General features: G+C 71.7%; 15 protein-coding genes. 5 read left to right on the top strand and 10 right to left on the bottom strand.

Annotated features, from left to right (window positions below; genetic code table 11):
* Positions 1-283: 283 nt before the first annotated feature.
* A complete protein-coding gene (locus tag ACF07V_RS03495; protein ID WP_392151178.1) occupies positions 284-733 on the top strand; it encodes a DoxX family protein in 450 nt (149 codons plus the stop codon).
* Entirely contained in the window at positions 733-1,122 is a 390-nt protein-coding gene (locus ACF07V_RS03490) for a Zn-ribbon domain-containing OB-fold protein (RefSeq protein WP_392151177.1), read from the top strand. Before ACF07V_RS03495 ends, ACF07V_RS03490 begins: the two co-directional genes overlap by 1 nt.
* On the opposite strand, the gene ACF07V_RS03485 is transcribed toward ACF07V_RS03490, so the two are convergent.
* Positions 1,119-3,074, bottom strand: coding sequence for a protein kinase (locus tag ACF07V_RS03485; protein ID WP_392151176.1), 1,956 nt, complete (start codon positions 3,072-3,074; stop codon positions 1,119-1,121). The genes ACF07V_RS03490 and ACF07V_RS03485 overlap by 4 nt on opposite strands.
* A gap of 243 nt (positions 3,075-3,317) precedes the next feature.
* Here ACF07V_RS03485 and ACF07V_RS03480 point away from each other — a divergent pair, with 243 nt between their 5' ends.
* Complete coding sequence (locus ACF07V_RS03480) at positions 3,318-4,091, top strand: alpha/beta fold hydrolase (RefSeq protein ID WP_392151175.1); 774 nt, start codon at positions 3,318-3,320, stop codon at positions 4,089-4,091.
* Positions 4,092-4,160: 69 nt separating this feature from the next.
* On the opposite strand, the gene ACF07V_RS03475 is transcribed toward ACF07V_RS03480, so the two are convergent.
* Both ACF07V_RS03475 and ACF07V_RS03470 read right to left on the bottom strand, forming a co-directional pair.
* Entirely contained in the window at positions 4,161-4,718 is a 558-nt protein-coding gene (locus tag ACF07V_RS03475; RefSeq protein WP_392151174.1) for a nitroreductase family protein, read from the bottom strand.
* 45 nt (positions 4,719-4,763) lie between these two features.
* Positions 4,764-5,822 (bottom strand): LUD domain-containing protein, encoded by a 1,059-nt coding sequence (locus ACF07V_RS03470; protein WP_392151173.1) that lies wholly within the window; start codon positions 5,820-5,822, stop codon positions 4,764-4,766.
* A 160-nt stretch (positions 5,823-5,982) separates the two neighbouring features.
* Here ACF07V_RS03470 and sigJ point away from each other — a divergent pair, with 160 nt between their 5' ends.
* Positions 5,983-6,867, top strand: coding sequence for an RNA polymerase sigma factor SigJ (sigJ, locus tag ACF07V_RS03465; protein ID WP_392151172.1), 885 nt, complete (start codon positions 5,983-5,985; stop codon positions 6,865-6,867).
* Between the two features lie 1,125 nt (positions 6,868-7,992).
* On the opposite strand, the gene ACF07V_RS03460 is transcribed toward sigJ, so the two are convergent.
* Genes ACF07V_RS03460 through ACF07V_RS03445 form a run of 4 tightly spaced genes read right to left on the bottom strand, consistent with a single transcriptional unit; the run spans position 7,993 to position 10,250 of the window.
* Positions 7,993-8,478, bottom strand: a complete 486-nt coding sequence (locus tag ACF07V_RS03460; protein ID WP_392151171.1) for a VOC family protein — start codon at positions 8,476-8,478, stop codon at positions 7,993-7,995.
* Positions 8,479-8,515: 37 nt separating this feature from the next.
* A complete protein-coding gene (locus tag ACF07V_RS03455) occupies positions 8,516-9,148 on the bottom strand; it encodes an HAD family hydrolase (protein WP_392151170.1) in 633 nt (210 codons plus the stop codon).
* A complete protein-coding gene (locus tag ACF07V_RS03450; protein ID WP_392151169.1) occupies positions 9,145-9,390 on the bottom strand; it encodes a DUF397 domain-containing protein in 246 nt (81 codons plus the stop codon). Before ACF07V_RS03450 ends, ACF07V_RS03455 begins: the two co-directional genes overlap by 4 nt.
* Entirely contained in the window at positions 9,387-10,250 is an 864-nt protein-coding gene (locus tag ACF07V_RS03445) for a helix-turn-helix domain-containing protein (RefSeq protein WP_392151168.1), read from the bottom strand. Before ACF07V_RS03445 ends, ACF07V_RS03450 begins: the two co-directional genes overlap by 4 nt.
* A gap of 91 nt (positions 10,251-10,341) precedes the next feature.
* On the opposite strand from ACF07V_RS03445, the gene ACF07V_RS03440 reads away from it, so the two are divergent.
* Positions 10,342-10,749, top strand: a complete 408-nt coding sequence (locus ACF07V_RS03440; protein WP_392151167.1) for an ATP-binding protein — start codon at positions 10,342-10,344, stop codon at positions 10,747-10,749.
* A 4-nt stretch (positions 10,750-10,753) separates the two neighbouring features.
* Here ACF07V_RS03440 and ACF07V_RS03435 read toward each other — a convergent pair whose 3' ends face one another.
* From ACF07V_RS03435 to ACF07V_RS03425, 3 genes are all read right to left on the bottom strand, one after another.
* Positions 10,754-12,982: an FG-GAP repeat domain-containing protein gene (locus ACF07V_RS03435; protein ID WP_392151166.1), complete on the bottom strand. Its 2,229-nt coding sequence runs from the start codon at positions 12,980-12,982 to the stop codon at positions 10,754-10,756.
* A 94-nt stretch (positions 12,983-13,076) separates the two neighbouring features.
* Positions 13,077-15,359, bottom strand: a complete 2,283-nt coding sequence (locus ACF07V_RS03430; RefSeq protein WP_392151165.1) for an FG-GAP repeat domain-containing protein — start codon at positions 15,357-15,359, stop codon at positions 13,077-13,079.
* A gap of 110 nt (positions 15,360-15,469) precedes the next feature.
* On the bottom strand, positions 15,470-17,661 hold a 2,192-nt coding region (locus ACF07V_RS03425), incomplete at its 5' end, for an FG-GAP repeat domain-containing protein (protein WP_392151164.1).

The raw sequence follows: 17,661 nt of genomic DNA, 5'->3' as shown, positions 1-17,661 counted from the left end.
GAGAGATCTTGAAATGGTCGAAGGCCGTCTGACCTGGCATGGATGACGACATCTGCACCGATGCCGGATAGCCCCGACGGCTGTTGTGCCTGCCCCCGGCGACTCCGCTCGGGAGGGGGAGGGGGCCGAGGGGGACCGTGGATGCGCCGACGTTTTCTGATTCCGGCCATCTCGTCATGCGAGAAACCGGCGCGGCTCGTCCGGGGCTCCCGCCCCTTGCGTTCTCCTGTCGCCCTGCGCTGAACTGACGTACCGTCAGATTCAGTCCACGGGGAGGGTCCGCATGCAGACCGTCTGGCTCACCGGCGCCGAATGGCTCGCCGTCCTCCGCATCGGCCTCGGCCTGTGGTGGCTGGAGAGCTGGCGCCACAAGGACAAGAGGGGCTGGTTCGAGCGCGGCACCGGCATCGCCTGGGCGGCGGACGTGGCCGGCAAGCACAAGTGGCCTGCCGTGAGGAGCGGCTTCGACACCGTCGTCGCCCCCCGCCCCAAGCTCATGGCGTACGTCGTCGTCTACGCCGAACTCGCCCTCGGCCTCGGCCTGATCGCCGGCTTCCTCACCCCGATAGCCCTCGTCGGCGGCCTCCTCCTCAACCTGCTCTACCTGGTCCTGATGATCCACGACTGGGCCGAACAGGGGCAGAACGCGATGATGGCGCTCATCTCCCTCGTCGCGCTCCTCGCCGTCTCCTGGCAGACCTGGTCCCTCGACTCCGCGATCGGACTCTTCTGATGACCGCGACGCCCGACATCGACGCCTTCACCCGCCCCTACTGGGACGCCGCCGCCGACGGCCGGCTGCTGCTGCGCCACTGCGCCGCCTGCGACCGCGCCCACCACTACCCGCGCGAGTTCTGCCCGTACTGCTGGAGCGAGGACGTCCGCTGGGCGCCGGCGAGCGGCCGCGCCACCCTCTACACCTGGTCGGTGGTCCACCGGAACGACCTCCCGCCCTTCGGCGACCGCGTCCCGTACGTCGCGGCCGTCGTCGACCTCGCCGAGGGGCCGCGCATGATGACGGAGGTCGTGGGCGTGGCGGAGGGCGACCTGCGGATCGGGATGGAGCTGCGGGTCGCCTTCCGCCGGGACGGGGACGTCACCGTCCCCGTCTTCGGCACCTAGCTGATGGCCGACACGTTGCGCCAGAGCTGATTGGTGCTGCCGGGGTCGCAGTCGTACGTCATCAGGAACGGCGGACCGGCGATCATGCACTGGCCGGAGTTCATGTTCTTGAGGGTGAAGCCGGAGGACATCTTGGATCCGATCTTCCACGACTGGAGGCTGGATCCATTGCAGGCGGTGGCGGTGTAGCCGGGGTTCCCGTTCGGCTGCAGGCAGTGGCCGGTCTTCTTGTTGACCAGCCGGAACGTGCCGTTCGCGCCGGGCGTGTACGTCCACGCGTACGAGATCGTGCCGCTGCTGGGCGCGGAACCGCACTCGGCGGTGTTGACGAAGATGCCGTACCCCGGGTTGCTCTCCGCCACGCACTGGCCGTTGGAGACGCTCTCCAGGGAGTACGTCCCCGACGGCGTCGAGCTGGTGGGAGGCGGGGGCGCGGGCGCGTTCGTCGTCGGCTTCGGAGCCGGCTGGGTCGTCGACCCGCCGGAGGACCCGGAACCGGAACCGGAACCGGACCCGGAGCCGGACCCGGAGCCGGAGGACCCGGAACCGGAGCCGCCGGAGGTCGAGCCTCCGGAGGTGGTGGTGCTGGACCCGCCGCCGGTGACGGACCCGCCGCCCGTGACGGAGGCACCGCCTCCGACGGACCCGCCGCCACCCGTGGTGGCCGGCGGCGGGGCACCGGGGGACGGCTTCCCCGAGGGCTTGGCGGACGGCTTGGCCGAGGGGTGCGCCGACGGCGTCCCCGTCCCCGTCCCCGGCGGTACGGAAGCGGGCTGCGAGGCCACCGTGGACGGCGACGCCTCCGGGGTCGCGCCCAGCCGGCCGACGTACGGGCTGAGGGCGACGGTCAGCGTGGTGCCGGTCGCCACGACGACGGGCACCGCGAACACGACGAACTTGTTGCGCCGCCACCGAGGCGTGCCCTGGGCGGCCTGACCGGTCTCGGCCAGCGGGTCGGGCGAGGCGGTCGCGGGCTCCTTCGCGCCCCGGGGGACCTGCGGGGTCAGCGAGGCCGTCGCCACGTCCCGCGTCGGGTCGGTCCGCTCCAGCTCCTCCAGCTGCTCGGCGGTGGGCGCCCCGGACGCGAAGACCGCCCGCTCGGCGATCCGCTCGGCGACGGCCGCAGGCCAGGCGGCGCCCGCCGCGCCCTCCTCGGTGAGCGTCACCAGCTCCTCGGCCGTCGGCCGGTCCGCCGGATCCTTGGCGAGACACGTCCGTACGAGCTCCGCCAGCTCGGGGTCGCCCTCGGTGAGGCGCCCGAAGTCGGGCTCGCCGTGGACGACCCGGTAGAGCAGGTCGGGCCCGGAGCCGTCCCCGAACGGAGGCCGTCCGTTCGCCGCGTACAGCAGCAGACTGCCCAGGGCGAACACATCGGCGGCACCGGTCAGCCGCCGGTCGGCGACGGCCTGCTCGGGCGCCATGTAGGCGGGGGTGCCGATGACCATGCCGGTCTTCGTCAGCCGGCTCTGGTCGGCCGCGCGGGCCACGCCGAAGTCGATGAGCGAGAGGCCCTCGCCGGTCAGCATCACGTTCGACGGCTTGAGGTCGCGGTGCACCATGTCGGCGCCGTGCACCACCCGCAGCCCGGCCGCCGCCTCCCGCAGCAGCCGCCACAGGGCCCCGCCGGCCAGCGGGCCGCCGTTGAGCCGGATGGCCTCGTTGAGGGTGATCCCGGGGATGAACTCGGTCGCGAACCACGGCGGCTTCGCCGTGCGGTCGCTCGCGAGGAGCTTGGTGTTGGCGCCGGCGGGCAGCCGGGCCAGGTTGTCGAGCTCGTGCCCGAAGTGGCTGAGGAAGTCGGCGTCCTCGGCGAGCACGGGAAGGACCCGCTTCACCGCCGCGAACTTCCCGGGCACGGCGCCGAGATACACCCGCCCCATCCCGCCGGACCCGAGCACACCGAGCAGCCTGAACGCCCCGATCTGCCGCGGGTCGCCCGTTTCAAGCGGCATCGCCCCACTGCCGCTCAAACCGTCCAAAGTGGATTGGTCTTCCGCTTCCCCCTGCATGGGCCACACAGTAGCCGAGCGGGTTTACAACCTGAATGGAGCTCAAGTTCTTGTTGTGTAACTGTGGTTGAGGGTGCCGGGGGAGGGAGGCGACCGTCCCTTCCGGCGGCCGACGACCCGCACGGCGGCCCCGCCTCCGATGACCACCGCCGCGACAGCGCCCGCGGGCGCGCCTACCCTGAAGTCATGGCGACGGTGCAGGTAGACGGGCTGGAAGTCGCCTACGAGCGCGTGGGCGAAGGGCCGCCCGTGGTGTTCCTCCACGGTGCGGCGCAGGACGGCCGTGTCTGGCGGCCACAGCTCGACGCGCTGGCGGACGCGTTCACGGCCGTGGCCTGGGACGAGCCGGGAGCGGGCCGCTCCTCCGACCTGCCCGAGTCCTTCGGCCTCGCGGACTACGCCCACTGTCTCGCCGCGGTCGTGGAGTCGCTGGGCCTCGGTCCGGCCCACATCGCCGGCCTCTCCTGGGGCGGCACCGTCGCCCTGGACTTCTACCGCCACCACGCCGGCCTCGTCAGGACGCTGATCCTCGTCGACACCTACGCGGGCTGGAAGGGCTCCCTGCCGGCGGAGGAGGTACGGGCCCGGGTCGAGGGTGCGCGCCGGATGCTGGCCGCGCCGCGCAGTGCGTTCGATCCGACCCTGCCGGGACTGTTCGCCGGCGAGCCGCCCGCCGCGTACGTCCCCCTGCTGGACGCGATGGGCGCCGACGTACGCCCGGAGACCATGCGGACACAGCTGACCCTCGTCGCCGAGACGGACCAGCGGGATCTCCTGCCCACCCTCCTGCTCTGGGGAGAGCGGGACGTGCGCTCGCCCCTGGCCGTCGCACGCCGGTTCCGGGAAGCGATCCCGCACGCCGAGCTGGTCGTGATCCCCGGCGCGGGGCACGTCAGCAACCTGGAACGACCCGAGGAGTTCAACCGGGCCGTGCGCCGCTTCTGCGCCGCCCACTCCTGAGCGCGCGGACCACCCCGCGGCCACCCACGGCGGGGCTCCCGGCCGGCCGGTCCGGGCCGACAGGGCCCGTCACAGGGCCCAGGGAGCAGCCAGGAGATCCGCCACACTGCGCCGGTCCCGGCCCTCCGGGGCCGGGCCGGCGGCCTTCCCCACGGCGATCATGGAGACGATCGACCATCCCGGGTTCGGGCTCAGCTCCTTCGTGAGGCCCTCCATGTCGAAGGCCCGGAACTGGTGCGAGGCGAGTCCCAGCGCCTCCGCCTGGAGGGCCAAGTGGGCGATGGCCTGGCCGAGGTCGTAGTCCGCGAACTCGGAGTAGAGCAGCTCCGTGTCGTCGACGTACCGGCGCGTCGAGGTGACCACGAGCAGTCCCGCGTCCACCGCCCACCGGGCCGAGCTGGGCGCGAGGTGCCGGACCACCCGCTCGTGGTCCGGCTCGCCCGGCCGGCTCGCGAAGAAGCCCCACGGCTGGGAGTTCCCGGCGGACGGCGCCCACCGCGCCGCTTCGAGCAGCAGCCGCAGGGACGCGTCGTCGACGACGGCCGACGGCTCGAACCGGTAGGGGCTGAACCGTCCGGCCAGCAGGGGATGTATGCCGCCGTCGGACGGTTCCGGATCACGTCGCATGTCCCGCTGCAACCGGCCGCCGTACGGGCCTATTCCAGCGCCGTACTAGTACCCGACGGCCTCCCGGAGGAGCAGGACCGTGCCGCGCCCCGGGTGCGGTTCGGCGTTGAGGACGAGCAGGCGGTTGACCGCGCTGTCGCACCCGTACACCGCCTGGCAACGGGAGTTCTCCAGCGGGAGTACGTACTCCTCGACCCGGCGCAGGGCCGCGCCCAGGTCCGGCACCACCTTCTGCGCGCCCACGATCCACACCGCGTGCGCGGCGCCGCCCGCGTTGGCGGGGAGCTGGCTGCCGCTGCCCGAGGCGAGAACGAGCGAGCCGGTCTCGGTGACGGCGGCGACGCTGTTGACGACGAAGTCGGGGCAGGCGGCCAGCCTGCGGATCTCGTCGGCGCCGGACGCACGGTCCATCGACTGGATGCGCGGCCGGACGGCGTCGTACCGGCCGCTGGCGTTGAGGTCCTCGTCGATGCCGGAGAGCCGGAGGGTCTCACTGGCGCCGGTGAGCACGCTGGAACCTTCGGGGATCAGCTCCTTGACGCGGGTACGCGCCTCCGCGACGCCGTCGAGGATCTCGACGGCGAAGCCGTGGGCGCGCAGAGCGGCGGCCACCTGCTCCAGCCGCTCGCCGGACGCGGGGCCGGCGGAGGACGCGGCCGCAGCGGAGGCCCCCGGTGCCGCGCCCGTCAGCGGCGAGGTGTCCAGGTACCGCACCTCGTACACCCGCTCCTCGAACCGCCAGCCTTCCTCCGTACGCCGGTACCGGTCGTGGTAGACCGCGTAGTTCAGCCCCTGGCGCCCGTCGAGGGCACGCGCGATCTCCTGGATGTACGCGCGGCCGGTCGCCGTGTCGCCGTCGAGGACGATCGTGCCGGGGTGGGTGTTCTGCACGAAGAAGTCCCACTGGGCCTGCAGCCGCTCGCCCCCGGCGAGGATCTCCTCGCGGCCGATCTGCTCGACGGGGATGTTCGGCATGCGCAGGGCACCGTCCGGCGTGAACAGCGCGGCCAGTCGGCGCCGGTCACGCATCATCGCCGCGTCGGTGAACTCGCCGCGCAGCGCCTCGATCTCGACGCGGTCCGCGACGGCCTGGAAGTCGTTCATCGGGGTTCCCTCCCGGTCCGGTGGTCGCCCCCACCGGGGCGACACAGGGAAGACAACGCAGCCCGCCGGAATGTGAGGCGGTACGGCGGCCTCACAATCCGGTGCGCTGTGTTGTCGTACCGGGGAGAGGCACACACACGAGCGAGGGAGACGCCGGACCATGACCACGGGAGCCGAGATCATGAGCGAGCGGCGTCGGCTGATCAACCTCGGCTATCGGCTCCTCGGCTCCCTCGCGGACGCCGAGGACGTCGTACAGGAGACGTACGCCCGCTGGTACGCCCTGTCCGCCCGGGAGCAGCAGGCCATCGAGCAGCCCGGCGCCTGGCTGATGACCGTCGCCGGCCGGATCTGCCTGAACCTGCTCGGCTCGGCGCGGGCCAGGCGCGAGACGTACGTGGGCGACTGGATCCCCGAACCGCTGCCCGAACCGACGGAAGGCGCCGGTGGGGCCGACCCCGCCGACCGGGTCACCCTCGACGAGTCCGTGACGATGGCCTTCCTCGTCATCCTGGACGCGATGACCCCGGCCGAGCGCGTCGCGTTCGTCCTCCACGACGTCTTCCGCTACCCCTTCGGCGAGGTCGCCGAGATCGTCGGCCGCACCCCGGCGGCCTGCCGCCAGCTGGCCTCCTCCGCCCGCCGCCGCGTCCGTACGGCACAGAGCCCGGCGGGCCCGAGCGCCGGACAGGCGGGCGTCGTACGGCGGTTCAGGACGGCGTGGGAGGCCAAGGACATCGAGGCCCTCGTCGGCCTGCTCGACCCCGCAGCCGTCGCGACCGCCGACGGCGGCGGTCTTGCCGTCACCCACCCGCGCCCGATCGTCGGCGGCGAGAGGATCGCCCGCGCCTACGCCGAGATCGCCCGTCTGTGGGACGGCCGTACGACGTTCCAGGAGCGCACGGTCAACGGGGTGCCCGGCCTGGTGGCGTGGCAGGACGGCGACCTCGTGACCGTGTTCGCGTTCGAGATCGCGGACGACCGGATCAGGCGCATCTGGGCGGTGCGGAACCCGGAGAAGCTCCGCCCGTGGCGGGTCGGCTGAGGGCGGGTGCTTGGGGTGCGGGTCTTGGGGCCCTCGGGGTGATCCGGCATCGAGGGTGCGGGTCTTGGGGCCCTCGGGTGATCCGGCTTCGTGGGCTTCTGGTGCGGCCGCCCTCTTTCCGAGTGTGGCGGCCTCCACCACCGCGTCAAGGGCGCTCCTTCGTCGCGTCGGCTTCGCCGATTCCGCTGCGCTCCACCCTTGACCCGGCGGCGGAGGCCGCCTTTTCACACTCGGAGGGCGGCCGGGGGCGGGGCCGCGCGGAGGCCCGGGCAGTGTCCGGGGCCGGAGGGCGGGTGGAAGGCCGGTGGGGTGGGGCTGGGTTCGCGGCGGGGGCGGGTGGGACCGCTTGCCTCGTCCGTGGGTGCGCGGCCGTTGAATGGGGCGGCCGGGCGGTGCTCAGCGGCTGACGGCCGTCTCGCGGTCGGGATTCAAGCCCCGCTAGTCATTCCCGGTGGTGGGAAAGGGCGCCGGCGGCCGCCCGTCATGAGACGGACCCCGCTCCAGAGGAGGAGCTAGATGGACGCGGCCGCCGGTCTGTCCCCCAAGCTTGTCAGCACCCGAGGTAGGGGGAGCGTAGTCGGGGGTGGAGGGGGTTGGCGCGTGGATAACCTCTGTCTACTCGCGGTAACCAGAAGGGTATAAGTGGCATATAGGGCATCCCGGCTCCCTTGGTGGGAGTTGTTGGGCGTTTCCTCGCCCGAGACCCGCCCAACCCCCTCCCAGCCCCCACCGGCGGTGACCAGCGGGGCTTGAATCCCGGCCGCGAGACGGCCGTTGGCCGCTGAGCCGGGCCGGGCCGCCCCATTCAACGGCCGCGCACCGAGAGCCGAGGGAAACGGTCCCAGCCGCCCCCGCCGCGAACCCAGCCCCACCCCACCGGCCCGGCGGTCGGGCACCGGCCCCGGACACTGCCCGGGCCTCTCCGGGGACCCCGGCCCCCGGACCGCCCTCCGAGAGGTCTTTCGCTCCTGGAGGTGGCGGGTCAAGGGTGGGCGCAGCCCATCGGCGAAGCCGACTTGCCCTTGACGCGCCGCCGGAAGGAGCGACTCTCGGAAAGAGGGCGGTCCCACCCGAGGCCCACGAAGCAGGCCCACCCCGAGAACCCGACCCGCACCGCACATGGCCCTACGCCGATAGCGCCCCCGACACGTACTCCATGGCGCGGGTGAACACGGGGTCCGTCATCCGCCGGCCCATCTCCTCCTCGTCGACGTCCTCGATGTGGGTCTGGATCCACCACAGATTGCCGAAGGGGTCGCGCACGCGCCCGACCTTGTCACCGAAGAACAAGTGAGTGACCTCCGTGACGGAGGTCCCGCCGGCCTCGACCGCACGCCGGTGGACGGCCTCCGCGTCCTCCACGTACAGCCGGATGAAGGCGGGCGTCGGTGCCCAGCCGGGCGGGCTGTCGAAGGCCATCAGCCGTCCGTTCCCGATCCTCAGCTCGGCGTGGCCGATGGTGCCGTCCTCCAGGACGAACCGTCCCAGGTCCTCGGCGCCGAAGGCCCGTTCGACGTAGTCGATGAGCCCGGCGGTGTCGTTTCCGATGATCCAGGGGGTGACGGTGGTGTAGCCGTCCGGGACGGCCTTGACCGGTTCGTTGGCGCTCATGGAGTGAAGCTAGGGGGCGTGTAGGTCAGGTCCCGACCTACACGCCCTGGGCGAGGGCGCCGGCGATGTGCGGCGCCGCCTCCGCGAGGGTCGGGAAGTGGCGGTGGGCGTCCGGGTGCGGCGCCGGGGTGTTGACGGTCCAGACCGTCATCCCGGCGTCGAGCCCCGACCGGACCCCGGACGGTGCGTCCTCGATCACCAGGCACTCCGCCGGGTCCGCGCCCAGCTTCTCGGCGGCGGTGAGGTACGGGACGGGGGACGGCTTCCCCTCGGCGACGGAGGCCGCGTCGATGATGAGCCCCGGGAAGCGGAGACCGGTCCGCTCGAACCGCCCCCGCACCCGGTGCTCGTAGTTCGACGTCACGAGCGCCCACCGGTCGGCGGGGAGGCCGGCGAGCAGTTCCGCCGCCCCCTCGAAGGCCGTGTACGAACCCGTACGGACGTCCTCGTCCTCCAGCGCGTGCAGGAGGGCGAGGCACTCGTCCGGGTCCTCGCCCGGCACGACGGCCGCGAAGGTCTCCACGGGCCGCGTCCGCAGCGCCGTGGCGTACACCTCGGCGCCGTCGAGCCCGTACCGCGCGGCCCACTCGTGCCAGACGCGCCGCTGGTTCTCGACGGCGTCCATGAGGGTGCCGTCGACGTCGAAGAGAACGAACTTTATGGAGGTCACGCCCCGGATGCTACGTCCAGGAACGCGGCCCAGGAGGCGGGGGAGACGGCGAGCTGGGGGCCGTGGGGGTTCTTGGAGTCGCGGATGTGGACGAGGGCGGGGTGGGCGGCGACCTCGACGCACTCGCCGCCTTCGCCGCTGCTGTAGCTGGACTTCCGCCAGTCGTAGGCGACTTCGATGCAGTTGCCGCCTTCACCACTGCTGTAGCTGCTTTTGAACCAGGCCAGATCCGCGGTGCTCATAGCTCTCCCAGCATCTTCTCGATCAACTCCAGGGACTCGTGGGGCGAGAGTGCCTGTGACCGCAGGATCCCATAGCGCTCGGTGTACACGCGCACCTCTTCTGGGTCGGTGATCAGCCGAGGATGCCCGTAGATCTCGGTATACGCGACCTCCCGCCGCCCCTTGGGCGTCAGGAGCGTGAAGGCGCCGTCGAGGGACGGGTGGTCATCCTTCGCCAGCGGCATCACCTGGAGATGGACCGTGCGGCGGCCCGCGACTTCAGCGATGTGCCGGAGCTGTTGGCGGTGGATCCGCAGGCCCCCGGTGGGGCGACGCAGGACAGCCTCCTCAAGGACGAAGCTGACCGTCGTCGGCGGCCACTTGTCGAGGAGCGTCTGCCGAGCCATGCGGTCGGCCACCCATTTGTCGATCGTCTCCTCGTCCCAGACAGGTCGACGGTGTCGCATGACGGCCCGCGCGTACGCGTGCGTCTGCAACAAGCCCGGCACGGCCTGCACTCCGTAATAGTGCAAGGCCACCGCCTCCGCCTCCGCCTTCGCGAAGCTCCGGAACCAGTCCGGGTGCCGTACCCGCGCCCGCGCCAGCGCCTCCCGCACGTCGTCCGCCGCAGCCGCCAGTACCCCGCCGGCCCCCACCACCGGGTCGACCAGGATCAGAAAGTCCGGCTGTGGAACCCGTACACCCCTCTCGATCGACGAGATCAGGTCCTCGCTGCAATGCGTGATCGCGGCCAGCTCCGCCTGGCTCAGGCCCGCGTTCCTGCGCAGCGCCTTCATCTGTTTGCCCAGCGCCCGGAAAAGGTGCGCCGTACCGTCCACCTCGGAGGGCCGTTCCGGCCGCTCCTCCTCGTTCCCCGACATCCGTACCGCCCTCTTGGCGTACCCGTACAGTTACCCAGCGTCGTGGCGTCGCTGCTGGTCAGCGTACGGCCGGGGGGCCAGGCTCGGGGGCATGAAATCCGAAACCGGCACCCCAACCGGTGAGTTCACGCTCCGGCTCTCGGCAACGCGCCGGGGCGCACGCCTGGCGCGGTTACTCGCCGTGCAGCAGCTCCACGACTGGGGCGTCACCGGGAGCGCCGCCGATGCCACCGCCCTGGTCGTCGCCGAGCTCGCCAACAACGCCGTCCAGCACGGGTGGGTGCCCGGGCGGGACTTCGAGGTGCGGATGGAGCGGGACGACGACCACGTACGGGTCGAGCTGTCCGACGCGCGCGGCGAGCGGCGGCCCGTACCGGCCCGGGAACCGGACGAGGGCGGCTACGGGCTGCTGCTCGTCGCCGCCCTCGCCACGGCGTGGGGCGTGAGGGACCGGTCCGTCGGCAAGACGGTCTGGGCGACCGTGCCGACGGACCGGTGACCGGTCAGAACAGGGTCACGGCACCCGTGCCGAGGTCCTCCGGGTTGTAGACGTTCAGCCGCGCCTTGAAGGGCCAGCGCCATTCGCCCGTGCCGCGGTAGACGGCGAGGGTGTTGTACGTGCCGCCCGTGGCGCCCTGGACGACGAGGTCGGGCCGGCCGTCGCGGTCGGTGTCGCCGACTCCGACGATGTCGATGTACTGGTTCCAGCCGGAGCCGATCTTGATGCGGGGGGCGAAGGTGCCGTCGCCCTTGCCGAGGTAGAGCCAGAGGACGCCGGCGCTGTCGCGGGCGACGAGGTCTCCGCCCTTGCCGCCGGCGATGTTTCCGGTGCCGGTGATGCGGTTGTAGATGCCCCAGTTGGTGCCGACCTTCTTGCGGGCCTTGTAGGGGGTGTTGCTGTTGCCGGTGCCCTCGTAGAGCCACAGGGCGCCGGCGTTGTCGGTGGTGAGGAGGTCGATCCGCCCGTCGTTGGTGAGGTCGCTTCCGCCGGTGATGTGGCGGTAGATGCCCCAGCCGGTGCCGATCTGCTTGCGGGGGGCGAGGGCCTGGCCGGTGCCCGAGTACAGCCACAGGCGGCCGTCGCGGTCCCGGGCGATGACGTCGGCCTGCGGGGAGGCGTCGAAGTTGCCGGGGGCGAGGACGCGGTCGTAGATCTGCCAGCCGGTGCCCATGACGACGGTGGACCGCTTGGCGGGGTCGCCGTGCTGCCCGGTCTCGTAGAGGGTCTGGCGGGCGTCGTAGTTGATGATCCTGCCGGCGCTGTCCCGGACGAGCAGGTCGGGGGCGCCGCTGTCGGAGAAGTCGTGCGGGATGAGCTTGGACGAGAAGGCCTTCAACGTGCCCGTCCGCTCCACCGAGGGCCCGATGCCGTTGGCGGGCGCGGCCGTCAGCTTCCAGGTGTAGTCGCCGAGCGGGGCGGAGGTCTTGTCGTCGAGCATCCCGTAGAAGAACGCCGAGCTGTTCGTGGGGGACCAGATGTCCGAGGTGTAGCTCTTGCCGGTGGCGTTGTGGGTCCAGACGACGGACACCTTCGCCGGCTTGCTGAGCGTCCAGTCGACGGACGTGTCCGCGCTGCCCCCGAAGTCGACGGTCGTGGGGACCCGGAGCATCTTCACGTCGAGCGCAGTGGGCACACCCGTGCTCGCCACCATCGTGGCGGCCGGGACGCCGTCGGCCCCGGGGGCGATCCGGTAGATGCCCTCGCCCTGCTCGACCGTGCCGCCGGAGGCGAGCAGTCCGCCGTCGGGGCCCGTGGTGGCGTACGAGACGTCGTCGAGGAGCTTGACCGTGCGCTGCGGGTCGGTGAGGGAGCGGGCCGTGAGGGTGTGGAGCGGGTTGGGGGATTCGGCCGTCGCGCCGCCGAGCTGGGCGTACGTGACCCAGTCGCCGACGAGCTTGACGGTCACGGACTGCGTCGCCGAGCCCAGCGGGGTGCGCGTGACCTCCGTGGCGCCCCGGCGGGCCACCGCGAGCGTCACCGTGCTGGAGGTGGGCCATTCGAGCCAGGCCAGGTGTGTCGCCGACACGGCGGAGACGGTCAAGGAGTTCGTCATCTGCGAGTCGTACGTCTCGACCACCTGGGCGGTGGCGACGTCCACGAGCGCGATGTGGCTGCTGTACACCCCGTCCGCCTGGGTGCGGTATTGGACGACGAGGGTGTCCGGGCCGCTGTTCTCGAACCGCGTGTAGGTGGCACCGGCCGGTATGCCGGTGAGCTTGCGGTCGACCGTGACCCCCTGCTCCTTGCTGAACAGATGCACCTCGCGGGCGTTGTTCACGGAAGTCCACGCGACGAACGTGGTTCCCACGTAGCGGAGCGGGCTGAAGGTCCCGGAGCCCAGCGTGCTGGTGTCGTAGGACGCCACCTCGGTGCCCGTGGACATGTCGACGTACGTGTAGGTGGTCCCCTCGATCCGGACGATGATGTCCGTACCGGGGCTGCCCCCGTACCGCTGGCCGGGCAGCCTGGTCTGGGCGCCGTCCTCGTGTCGCGTCCAGGTGTAGACGCGTGTCTCGCCCTCCATGCGGAACGTCAGATAACCGGTGGGGCCACTGGTGACGACGCTCGTGCCGGCCGGGACGGTGAGGACGTCCTGCTGCTCGGCGGCCACGGCGGCGGGGGCGTTCGAGGGTGCCGCGAAGGCGGGGGCCGTCAGCCCGGCGGTGGTGACGGCGAGCGCGGCGGCGACGGCTGCGGCGAGGCGCAGCCGGGACGTGCGGGCGGTGCTCAAGGTGTGACCCTCCTCGGAGGTACGGGCACGGCGAATGACCCGCCGTGCCCGTACCTGACCCGTGGGGGGCCCGAATGGTTGTACGGAGGGTGCGTCAGAGGATGTTGGTGTACTTGATGCTGGTGTTGATCAGGGCGTCGGTGGGGACGCGGGTGGCGAAGGGTGCGCTCCAGCCACCGGTGCCGTTGTAGACGTACGAGGTGTTGTCGGGGCCGAAGACGTACAGGTCGTTGCGGCCGTCCATGTTCGCGTCGCCGACGCCGACGATCTGGCTGTACTGGTTCCAGCCGGCGCCGATCTTCACGCGGGAGGCGAAGGTGCCGTCGCCCTTGCCGAGGTAGAGCCACAGGACGCCGGCGGAGTCGCGGGCGACCAGGTCTCCGGCCGCACCTCCGGCGAGGTTTCCGGTGGCGGTGAGCTGGTTGTAGATGCCCCAGCCGAAGCCGATCTTCTTCCGCGGGGCGAAGGGGGCGGCGGTGTTGCCCGTGCCCTGGTAGAGGTACAGGTCGCCGGCCTTGTCGGTGGCGACGAGGTCCGCGCGGCCGTCGCCGGTCAGGTCGGAGCCGCCGGCGAGCTTGTTGTAGATCTGCCAGCCGCCGCCGACCTTGACGCGGGTGCCGAGCGGGTTCCGCCAGTCGCCCGTGCCCGGGTGCAGCCAGAGCACGCCGGCCGAGTCCACGCCGACGACGTCGGGGGCGTTGGTGCCCGCGACGTCTCCCACGGACTCCAACTGCGGGTAGTTCCAGCCGGAGCCGATGTAGGTCGGGTCCTCGGCGGGGGCGACCTTGGCCTTCCACGCGTCGTAGACGGTGTCGAGGCGCCGCAGGATGCCGGAGGAGTCGCGGGCCAGGAGGTCCGGCGAGCCGTTGTTCGTGTAGTCGTGGACCTTGGGGGAGCGGGTGACGGTGAAGTCGCCGGTCTCGTGGAGGTCGCCGCCGATGCCGTTCGTCGGCTTGGCGTTGAGCTCCCAGCGGTACTCGCCGTTGTAGGCGTTCTCGCCGGGGTCGCCCTCCGAGTAGGCGAAGTTCCCGCGCCAGAGGAAGTTGAAGTCCTTGGCGTAGCTCGACTCCATGCTGTAGCGGTACCGCTTGCCGGTCGCCTTGTGGATCAGGCTCACGTCGTACGTGTAGCCCTTGTGCGAGAGCTCCCAGGACAGCCGGACCCGGTTGTTCATCGGGTCGAGGTCGACGACGGGGCCGACGTCGGTCTTCTTGAACGTGAGCGCGGTGTCCTCGCCGGTGGAGGAGACGAGCGTGGCGGTCGGCCTGCCGTCGGCGCCCGGGGCGATCTTGTAGATGCCCTCGCCGTGTTCGACGGTCCCGCCGCGTGCCAGCAGGCTGCCGTTCGGGCCCGCGACGACGGTCGACAGACGGTCGAGGAGCTTCACCGGATCGCCGCCGGCGATCGGGCGCGCGGTGAGCGGCAGCATCGCGTCGCCGGCCGTGCCGCCGCCGACGCCGGTCGCCGTGCCGTAGGCGACCCAGTCGCCGAGGAGGCCGACGGCCGGGGCGTCGGCCCGGTCGAGGGCGATCGGCTTCGGGGAGCCGCCGGTGGTGTCGGCGACCACGAGGGTGGTGTTGTCCTGCCACCAGGCCGTGTGCGTCGCGTCGACGACGGCGACCGAGTTGTTCCAGCCGGACGGGACCGCCGTGTGGGCGGTACCGGCGGTGGCCGTCGCCAGGTCGACGGTGACGACGCCGTACGTGCCGCTGGTGGTGCTCCGGTAGGGGAGGAGCGCGGTGCCGCCGGTGGCGCGCACGTTGTCGACGGTGTCGATGTCGGCGGGCAGGCCGGTGATCTTCGTGCCGGTCTCACCGGGCTTGGTGAGGAGGCGGAACTCCTTCGGGCCGCTCGTGGGCGTCACCTGGACGAGGAGCGTGGAGCCGATCGTGGCGACGTACGTGTACCGGGCGGTCGGCGTGCTCAGCGCGTTCAGGTCGAAGGCGACGGGGGTGCTCCCGGGCGCGGACATGTCCCGGAGCCGGATGATGCGGTTGTCGTAGTTCTGAGGGATCGGCACGATGTCGGACACGGCGGCGTTCGGCAGTGCGGCCCGGTTTTCCGAGGCGGCCACCACGAGCGTGGAGGTGCCGTCCGGACGGCGCCAGTAGTAGTCGTACGAGACATAGCCCTCGGAGTCGTACCGCTCGGTGGACGTGAGATAGCCGCCCGGTCCCGCGCTCGTGATCTCCGACCCGACCGGCAGCTCGGCCACGGCCTCCGCGTTCGCCGTGTCCCCGGCCGCTCTGACGGCGGCCGGAGCGACCGCCGTGGCCGCGGCTGCGGAGGGGGCGGCCACGAGCGCCGAACCCGCCGTGAGGGCGAGGACTGCGGTGATCGCGGTGGAGAGCCGGCGCCGTGCCGTGGGTGAAGTCACGTGTGTTTCTCCTCAGCATCGAACGGCACGCACATGCGTGCGTACCGTTCTGTGAGACACGCGAGTCGGCCGAAGGGTTGCACTACCTCTGGTTCACCCAGGGATGTCTGTCAGGACACCTGGTTGTACGTGGTGGTGCCGGCGTTCACGAGCAGGGTGGACGTCCGGCGGGCCTGGAGGGGCCTGCTCCAGTCGCCCGTGCCGGTGTAGAAGTACGCGGTCTTGTTCGGTCCGTAGGCGTACAGGTCGGGGCGGCCGTCCTTGTCGGCGTCTCCGATGCCGACGATGTCCTGGTACGCGTTCCAGCCCGCGCCGACCTTCACGCGGCTCGCGAAGGTGCCGTCGCCCTTGCCGAGGTAGAGCCAGAGGACGCCGTCCCTGTCACGGGCGAGCAGGTCTCCGGCGGGTCCGCCGGCGAGGTTGCCCGTGGCGGTGAGCTGGTTGTAGATGCCCCAGCCGTAGCCGATCTTCTTGCGGGGCGCGAAGGGCGTGGCCGCGTTGCCGGTGCCCTTGTAGAGGTACAGGTCGCCGGCCTTGTCGGTGGCGACGAGGTCCGCGCGGCCGTCGCCGGTCAGGTCGCTGCCGCCCGCGAGCTGGTTGTAGATCTGCCAGCCGCCGCCGACCTTCACCCGGTCGCGGAAGGGCTTCGACGCGTTGCCGGTGCCCTGGTGGAGCCAGAGGACGCCCGTCTTGTCGCGGGCGATCGTGTCGGGCTCGACCGTGCCCGCGACGTCGCCGACGGACTCGATCCGGTCGTAGACGTGCCAGCCCGTGCCGACGGCCACGGGCCGGCCGGTCGGCAAGGGCTCGTACCCCAGAGTGGACTGGATCCAGAGCTGGCTGTCGGCGCGCCACAGGTTGCCCGCGGAGTCCCGCGCGAACAGGTCCGGCGTGCCGTTCGAGCTGTAGTCATGAGGCCGGTGGACATAGCCGAGGGTGAAGTCGCCCGTGGCGTGCACGTTCGGGCCGATGCCGTCGGAGGGGGAGGCGTCGAGCTCCCAGGTGTACGCGCCGGGGGTCCAGGCGCCGTCCTCGGAGGGGTCGAAGTTCCCATACCAGATGATCTTGAGGGCTTCGAGTCCCCACGTGCCCCGGAAGACCTTCTTCCGGCCGCTCGTCTTGTTCGTGAGCGTCACGGCATAGCCGAAGTTCGGATGCGAGAACGTCCAGCTGAACTGGGGGCCGTCCTCCAACGGGTCGATCACGACGGACGAGCCGAACCCGGTCTTGGTGAGGGTGAGGGCGGTCGACCGGCTGCTGTCGAACGCCTGCCGGACCGAGGGGACACCGTCGGGCCCGACCGTGATCCGGTAGAGCCCCTCGCCGTGCTCGACGGTCCCGCCCTGCACGTACAGCGCGCCGTCGGGCCCGGTCACGGGGGCGCTCGTCACGCGGTCGAGGAGCTTGACGGTCTCCCCGCCCTTCAGGGACCGCCCGGTGAGCGGCGCCAGCCGGTCGGACGGGGAACTGGATCCCGGCGCGTTGTAGGTGCCGTAGAGGACCCAGTCACCGAGGGGCGCCGACAGCGTGGTCCTCCGCGGCTGGTCGGGGAAGTCGAAGCGCTGTGTCTCCTTCGTCGCGCGGTCGGCGACGACGAGGGTCGAGGTGGTGGCGGTGTGCTCCCACCAGGAGACGTGCGTGGCGGAGAAGAAGGGATCGTCGTAGGCGTTCTGGCCGGTCGGCCGGGTGTAGGTCTCGGTCACGGCTGCGGTGCGGGTGTCCACCAGGGCCAGGCCGCTGCCCGCGGCGGACGTGTAGGAGATGAGCGCGATGCCGTCCTTGTCGGCGGTCTCCACGCGGAAATCGGTCAGCCCCGTCGGAAGGCCGTTGATCGTCCGGGCGGTCTGCGTGCCGCCGGTCCTGCTCACGAGGAGCGGGGTCTGCTTCCCGTCGCCGTCATGGCGCCGGGCGACGACGGTGGCGCCGACCGCGGCGACCGCGGTGAGGGACGTGGGCTGGATGGCGGTCAGGTCGATCTGAACCGTGGGAGTGCCCGCGGGCGCGGCCATGTCGCGCAGCGTGACCTGCCCTCTGTCGTACCGGTACGTCGGGACGATGTCGGACGGGGCCGCCGCGTCGAGCACGGTGTCGTAGCCCGACCTGCTCTGAACGACCGTGCTGCCGCCGGAGTACCCGTACCAGACCTTTTCGTACCACGGTCCGGACTCCGCCTCGACATCGTGCTCCGTGACCGCCAGGTATCCGGTGGCCCCGAGCTGCGTCACCTCGGCACCCGGGGTGAGGACGATCGGATCACCGGCCTCCGACGCGGCGGCGACGGTCGCGACGGTCTGCGGTGCGG

The organism is Streptomyces sp. NPDC015661, assembly GCF_043077765.1.
Taxonomy (GTDB): domain Bacteria; phylum Actinomycetota; class Actinomycetes; order Streptomycetales; family Streptomycetaceae; genus Streptomyces.
This window is presented reverse-complemented; position numbering and strand designations above follow the sequence as displayed.

Excerpts from the sequence above, each read along its gene's own strand:
- ACF07V_RS03485 (WP_392151176.1), bottom strand. The coding sequence starts at position 3,074 with ATGCCGCTTGAAACGGGCGACCCGCGGCAGATCGGGGCGTTCAGGCTG.
- ACF07V_RS03460 (WP_392151171.1), bottom strand. The coding sequence starts at position 8,478 with ATGAGCGCCAACGAACCGGTCAAGGCCGTCCCGGACGGCTACACCACC.
- ACF07V_RS03495 (WP_392151178.1), top strand. The coding sequence starts at position 284 with ATGCAGACCGTCTGGCTCACCGGCGCCGAATGGCTCGCCGTCCTCCGC.
- ACF07V_RS03450 (WP_392151169.1), bottom strand. The coding sequence starts at position 9,390 with ATGAGCACCGCGGATCTGGCCTGGTTCAAAAGCAGCTACAGCAGTGGT.
- ACF07V_RS03480 (WP_392151175.1), top strand. The coding sequence starts at position 3,318 with ATGGCGACGGTGCAGGTAGACGGGCTGGAAGTCGCCTACGAGCGCGTG.
- sigJ (WP_392151172.1), top strand. The coding sequence starts at position 5,983 with ATGACCACGGGAGCCGAGATCATGAGCGAGCGGCGTCGGCTGATCAAC.
- ACF07V_RS03475 (WP_392151174.1), bottom strand. The coding sequence starts at position 4,718 with ATGCGACGTGATCCGGAACCGTCCGACGGCGGCATACATCCCCTGCTG.
- ACF07V_RS03440 (WP_392151167.1), top strand. The coding sequence starts at position 10,342 with ATGAAATCCGAAACCGGCACCCCAACCGGTGAGTTCACGCTCCGGCTC.
- ACF07V_RS03470 (WP_392151173.1), bottom strand. The coding sequence starts at position 5,822 with ATGAACGACTTCCAGGCCGTCGCGGACCGCGTCGAGATCGAGGCGCTG.
- ACF07V_RS03490 (WP_392151177.1), top strand. The coding sequence starts at position 733 with ATGACCGCGACGCCCGACATCGACGCCTTCACCCGCCCCTACTGGGAC.
- ACF07V_RS03445 (WP_392151168.1), bottom strand. The coding sequence starts at position 10,250 with ATGTCGGGGAACGAGGAGGAGCGGCCGGAACGGCCCTCCGAGGTGGAC.